The following is a 5,743-nucleotide window of genomic DNA, read 5'->3' as shown; positions in this document are numbered from 1 at the left end:
ACGCACCCTTACCGTTGTTAACTTTTTCCACAAAAATCAAGGTTATTAACAAAGAAAAAGAAGCAAAAAGAAAGCTTCAACAATAATAACAACCTCTATTATTTTGTTGAAGCTAATCTAAAGGCAATGACATATTTTTATTTTTTACGCGTTAGCCAGCGCCCTATCCAAGTGCACATAACCGCCATCAACATAAATTAACTGCCCGGTGGTATGGCTTGATAAAGGCGACAATAAAAACGCTACGGTATTGGCAATTTCCTCTGATGTGGTCATCCTGTTACCCAGCGGAATTTTCGCTTCAATCTCTTTTAGTTTTGCTTCCGGATCGGGCAGGGTTTTGATCCAGTTGGCGTAAAGAGGTGTCCAGCATTCAGCTACCACCAGTGCATTTACACGAATGCCATATTTCAGCAATTCAACTGCCCATTCGCGGGTAAGCGCGTTACGGCCGCCGTTTGATGCCGCGTAACCTGAAGTATGCCCCTGGCCGGTATCGGCTGTTTTTGAGGTGATATTAAGGATAGCCCCTTTTGATTTTTTTAGTTCGGGCAGGGCATGATGGGCCATCAGGTAGTAGTGCACCATATTTTTATGCAGGGAAGCAATGAAGCCCTCATAATCGCCGCTTTCCAAGCCAACGCCATCATTTACACCAGCATTGTTCACTAATCCGTCGATACGGCCCAGTTTGGCTACCACCTCTTTCACAGCGTTTTCGCTTGCTTTGGGATCGGTAAGTTCGGCCACCACCTGGTACGCTTTATGGCCTGCTGCTTCAACAGCCTGAACTACTTTCAGATTATCTGCCTCACTCCTGCCTACAATAACCGGGATAGCGCCTTCAGCAGCTAACACTTTCACTATTCCCTCGCCTATACCTTTGGCCCCGCCGGTAACTATAATTACCTTATCTGTAAGTTGTAAATTCATTTTTTTGGTATGATAGATATATTAATGAGATGCAACCATCTCCACTTTTTTAACTTTAAGGTTTATGATCGCAAAATAGCCGATGTACACAAAGCAAATCACAGGTACTAAATAGGATGTTTGAATGTTGGTCAAATCCGAGATCCGCCCCATAATAGGCGGGAAGATAGCACCACCAACTATACCCATGATCACCAGCGATGAACCTAACTTGGTTTTAGCACCAAGACCGCGGATACTGAGCGAAAATATGGTTGGGAACATGATCGACATAAAGAAGAATACGCCCATTAAAGCGTATACCGCCAAAGCACCGTGTACAGACACCGCCACAAACAATAATGCTACATTGATAATTGCATAAGTGATCAACAGTTTAACCGGGTTAATAACCAGCATCAGCGCTGTGCCTAATAAACGACCAATCATAAAGCTTAGCAAAGCCATCGATAAATAGAAAGATGCCGGCTTCTCAGCAAAACCCGCTACCTTTTCTGAAAAGCGGATAAAAAAGCTGCTGATACATGATTGAGCGCCTACATAAAAAAACTCGCCCAGTACACCCTGCATCAATTGTTTCTCTTTCAACAGCTCGCCAATCCTGGTCATCAATGAACGCTTATCATCCTCCAACTCGTGGCTTGTTTCTTCAACAATTGGAGGGAAGGCTGTTTTATAGATCAAAAATGCAACCACCAATACCACTATCCCGATTATTATAAAAGGCAGTTGTACTGATGATGCTTCTTTATTTAAATAATTGTTCAGGTCCGTTGCCGACATATTTTTAGTTTCAGTCTCCGTTAAATTTTTGCCCGACAATATGAACAAGCCGCCCAGGTAAGGGGCAAGTGTAGCAGCCAAACCATTAAATGACTGCGAAAAATTGATCCGGGTTGTAGCTCCGGCCGGATCACCCAATACAGTGATGTATGGATTGGCAGCAGTCTCTAAAAAGGCAGCGCCTGAAAATACCACGAACAAAGCCCCAAGAAAAAATGCGTAATTACGCACGGCAGCTGCCGGGTAAAATAAAAATGCTCCGGTAGCAAACAGTACAAGACCTAAAAGGATCCCTCCTTTATAGCCGTATTTTTTCATGAACTGAGCCGCCGGGATGGGTAGCAGAAAATAGGCGATGTATGAGGCCGAATCGATCAACGAAGATTGAAAATCGTTAAGCTGGCAGGCTTTTTTCAAGTGCGGAATTAATATCGGGTTAAGATTGAGCGCAAATCCCCAGATGAAGAACAGGGAAGTAATTAATGCTACTGCGAACAGGGCGTTGTTTTTTGACATTAGTGTTTATGATTGATTATATATTGATCTGTTATTTAAATGTTGCCGAAATATCATCCAGGGAGATATCTAACGTTTTTAATGCAATTTTATTTAATGCGACTTTGCTACCCGTAAAATGGAATACGCTGTGTTTATGAGTAAGCTTTTCGCCCGGTTTCAGGAATGCCGCAGGTGATACGCTTTCTATTTCATAAAAAGGCCCCATCTGTTTACCATCGGCCAGCGGGCCATCGTTATAGGCATTTACCGCATCGCCGCTGTAAGGTGCTGTATCTGTTTTCCATTCCTGGTTTAAGTAGGATGCCGCGCTATCTACATCAAAAACGGTTATGGTTAAAACCTCGTTTTCGGCATCATAACTACCGGCCATATTTTTTGCACGGTTGGGCGGGATACCCAATTTACCGCGACTCTTTCCATCAGCTTTAAACAGTAGGATGCCGTTTTTATAAGTGATCCTATCTTTCGGGATCTCGCCAAAATAATTGGTGGTGGCTACTTTACCGGTGGCCTTTTCATTGTACGGAACCACGATCACCACTTTGGGCGACGGGGTAAACATATCCAGGTTCCACAAGCAGGGCGCTCCTGTTGTTTTATCCCAGGCTTTATCACCGGCGTTAATAATTGTATTTACTGTATTAAAACCTACCGATTTTACGGCGCTGTGAGCATCAATCCCAAGCGTCTCTCTTATGGCTTCCGGTTCTATGATCTCTACATCACGCTCCAGCTTTATTGATAAATCGGTACCGGCATAGTTTTGCAGACGCGTGTTTTTGCTCATAGATACCTTTTTACTCGAAGACGAGATGAGTTCCCAGCTCTCGTTATCAACCGCGGCAGGCGTATGCCAGTTGGCAAATTCCATTTTGGTACCAGGTTTAAAAAACAGCGAAAACTGTCCGCCTTCCGGCCCAAGCCACAATCGGTCTTCCCCGCCAAAAGCATTCATATGCGGATCCGGCTCTTTCAGATCGAAGGTTTCATACTTGATCCAGCCAAAGCTTTTGCCGTTTAAACCATCAGCCGTTGAAGTAAAAACCTTCGCCTGGTATTTAGGCGATACGATAATCTGCCCCAAACCGCTGTTATCTTTTAAAACGATAACACTATCCTTTGCTTTTAAAAAATCAAGATCATGGCCAAAAGTTCCTTTCATAGATAGTTGGGGGTTGCGCATAGTACATGACGCTAAACCCGCGAGCAGCAAAACTAATGATGACTTTTTTAAAAGCTGCATATCGCCGGTTATTTATGTTTAGGATTTAAGCCTATCACGTTTACCATCGTTCCGATATGATCTATGCTGATCTCAACTACATCGCCGGCTTGCAGGGTAAAACTTGGCGGCGGCACCAGGCAGGTACCCGTCATTAAAAAGCATCCGTTAGGAAAATCGCATTCGCTGTATAAGTAACCGGTCAGCTCCGTAAAGGAGCGTTTAATGCGGGATACAGTTGTTTCATCTTCAAAAACCAGTTCACCTACGCGTTTAATGTTCATACTGATCACTGTTTCGCCGGGAATAGGCGATGAAGTAACGTAAAGGCAAGGCCCAAGCGCTGCGCTTTTTTCATATACTTTAGCCTGCGGCAGGTATAACGCGTTTTCGCCCTCAATACTGCGCGAACTCATATCATTACCAATGGTATATCCCTGGATATTCCCTGCTGTATTAATAAACAAGGTGAGCTCAGGTTCGGGCACATTCCACTCCGAATCTTTGCGGATGTAAACTTCACCGTTATGGCCCGATACACGATGAGCAAGCGCCTTGAAAAAAAGTTCGGGGCGCGGCGCATCATAAACCTTATCATACAGGCTCGCGCCAGTCTCCGATTCTTCCATGCGGGCATCGCGGCTGCGCAAATAAGTTACGCCGGCAGCCCACACTTCCTGGCTGCCTATCGGCGGTAAAATATTGCCATTTAAATGTTCCGCTTCCACATCGGCACTTAAGGCCGTGGTATCGGTAGTGACGGACTCCAGATAAACGGCCAAATCATCACGATTGATCAGTGTATCCCATTCATCATCAATAATATATGATGAGCCGTTATGCTGCAATAAGCTGCCTTTTGCCAGTTTATATAGTTTCATTAGTTTACTTCCAGTTCGTCTTTTGAGGGAAATTTAGGGAATGCACCATGTTCTCCGGTTTGATACCAGAACACCGTTGAAGCGATATCATCCTGCAAAGGCATATACCGGCCGTCGTGCCGCCAGCCCAAAGCTTGTATGGTAACCTTTAAACTTTTTTCAAAGCGGATAGGATCAACAATATGCCAGCGGTACAGACCGAAACGCTGCGCGATATTATAATGCCCGTCACCGCGGATCACCTGCGGTAAACCGCTGTAAGGGCTGCAAAATTCGGTATATTCCGTACCCGGCTGCTCTTTGCCATCGGCATCTTTATGGTGGGTATCAAAATCATATGATCCGCAAAAATAGTCTTCAGTGCCGGTACCGTTTATAGTTGGAAATTTGGTATCGCCATCCATAAAAAACTTGATCTCTCCTTCGCCCCACCAACCATTTTTGTTGGAGCCATAAGCTATATACGTACCCACATATTGTCCTTTACCTTTAATACTATCCACCAAAACATAATCCTTTTTGTAAGGCAGCGGGTTTACACGGCGAAACTGCGCGTGGAAATAACCTGCATCTTCAGGTACATCTGTCAAAGTATAATCAACCTGGTAATACAACACCATATCCGCATCATCTATGTTTTCCATAGTGATGCGGCATTTCTTGCGGAACGGCATTGGCCAGTAACAATTGAACGCGCTCCCCGGGTTTACGGCTACAGCCAACGATTGAACGGGCGCATATTTACCCCAGCCCATACAAAAGAAATCGCCTACGGGTACTTCTACCGAAGGTGTAGTTTCATCATCCCAATAAAAACGAAGGATAGAATAACGCCAATTGCCGGTAGGCGTCATCCAGATGTGCTGGATAGCACCCGAACCATTGATTTCGGCAACGGTGAAAGTTGTATGTTTTTTGATGACAACACTCGGACTTACTTTCCAGGTTTGCCCCAGATCGCGCGAGGCATTAGCGCCGGTGCCAGTTGTGGCCATCCCCCCTTTACCTTTTTCGCCGGTAAAATTTTCAGGACTGATTGATCGGGTTTTAGCATCAGATGTACGGTAGAGATTTCCCAGCCCTACATCGAGGCCATTAAATTTCTGTTGTGCGCTAACAGAAGAAGCAACAATAACAAACAGGCAGATCGTTAAAAAATAATTTTTCATCATAAAACTTATCTTTAAAATCATTTAACGCAACAATTGGCAATGCGCTCCAGGTTTATTTGTTTATGCTTCAGGCCTTGTTTAAAAGCCATCCACAATCATATTGATAATTTTTCGCTATCCATACCGCTTTATAAGCATAACATACGCATATTTTGGCATGGCATATTTGGCAGTTGATAAAGCTAATTTAAAATTTATTAAATAAATGCCCTAAGCCTGTAAAAAACAGGATA

General features: G+C 44.1%; 5 protein-coding genes. All 5 read right to left on the bottom strand.

Annotated elements, in window-relative coordinates; genetic code table 11:
* Positions 1-144: 144 nt before the first annotated feature.
* The 5 genes from VF500_RS17830 to VF500_RS17810 all read right to left on the bottom strand — a co-directional run bounded on the left by VF500_RS17830 (position 145) and on the right by VF500_RS17810 (position 5,510).
* Positions 145-933 (bottom strand): SDR family oxidoreductase, encoded by a 789-nt coding sequence (locus tag VF500_RS17830; protein ID WP_330860975.1) that lies wholly within the window; start codon positions 931-933, stop codon positions 145-147.
* Between the two features lie 21 nt (positions 934-954).
* Entirely contained in the window at positions 955-2,232 is a 1,278-nt protein-coding gene (fucP, locus tag VF500_RS17825) for an L-fucose:H+ symporter permease (protein WP_330860974.1), read from the bottom strand.
* A gap of 31 nt (positions 2,233-2,263) precedes the next feature.
* Positions 2,264-3,397: a DUF6786 family protein gene (locus VF500_RS17820; protein WP_330860973.1), complete on the bottom strand. Its 1,134-nt coding sequence runs from the start codon at positions 3,395-3,397 to the stop codon at positions 2,264-2,266.
* Positions 3,398-3,486: 89 nt separating this feature from the next.
* The gene (locus tag VF500_RS17815) at positions 3,487-4,338 is read right to left on the bottom strand and encodes a fumarylacetoacetate hydrolase family protein (protein WP_330860972.1); all 852 of its coding nucleotides are present in this window, start codon (positions 4,336-4,338) and stop codon (positions 3,487-3,489) included.
* Positions 4,338-5,510 (bottom strand): glycoside hydrolase family 172 protein, encoded by a 1,173-nt coding sequence (locus VF500_RS17810; protein ID WP_330860971.1) that lies wholly within the window; start codon positions 5,508-5,510, stop codon positions 4,338-4,340. Before VF500_RS17810 ends, VF500_RS17815 begins: the two co-directional genes overlap by 1 nt.
* Positions 5,511-5,743 lie beyond the last annotated feature (233 nt).

Origin of the sequence: Mucilaginibacter sp. (assembly GCF_036383575.1) — a bacterium.
In the GTDB taxonomy this organism is placed as follows: domain Bacteria; phylum Bacteroidota; class Bacteroidia; order Sphingobacteriales; family Sphingobacteriaceae; genus Mucilaginibacter.
This window is presented reverse-complemented; position numbering and strand designations above follow the sequence as displayed.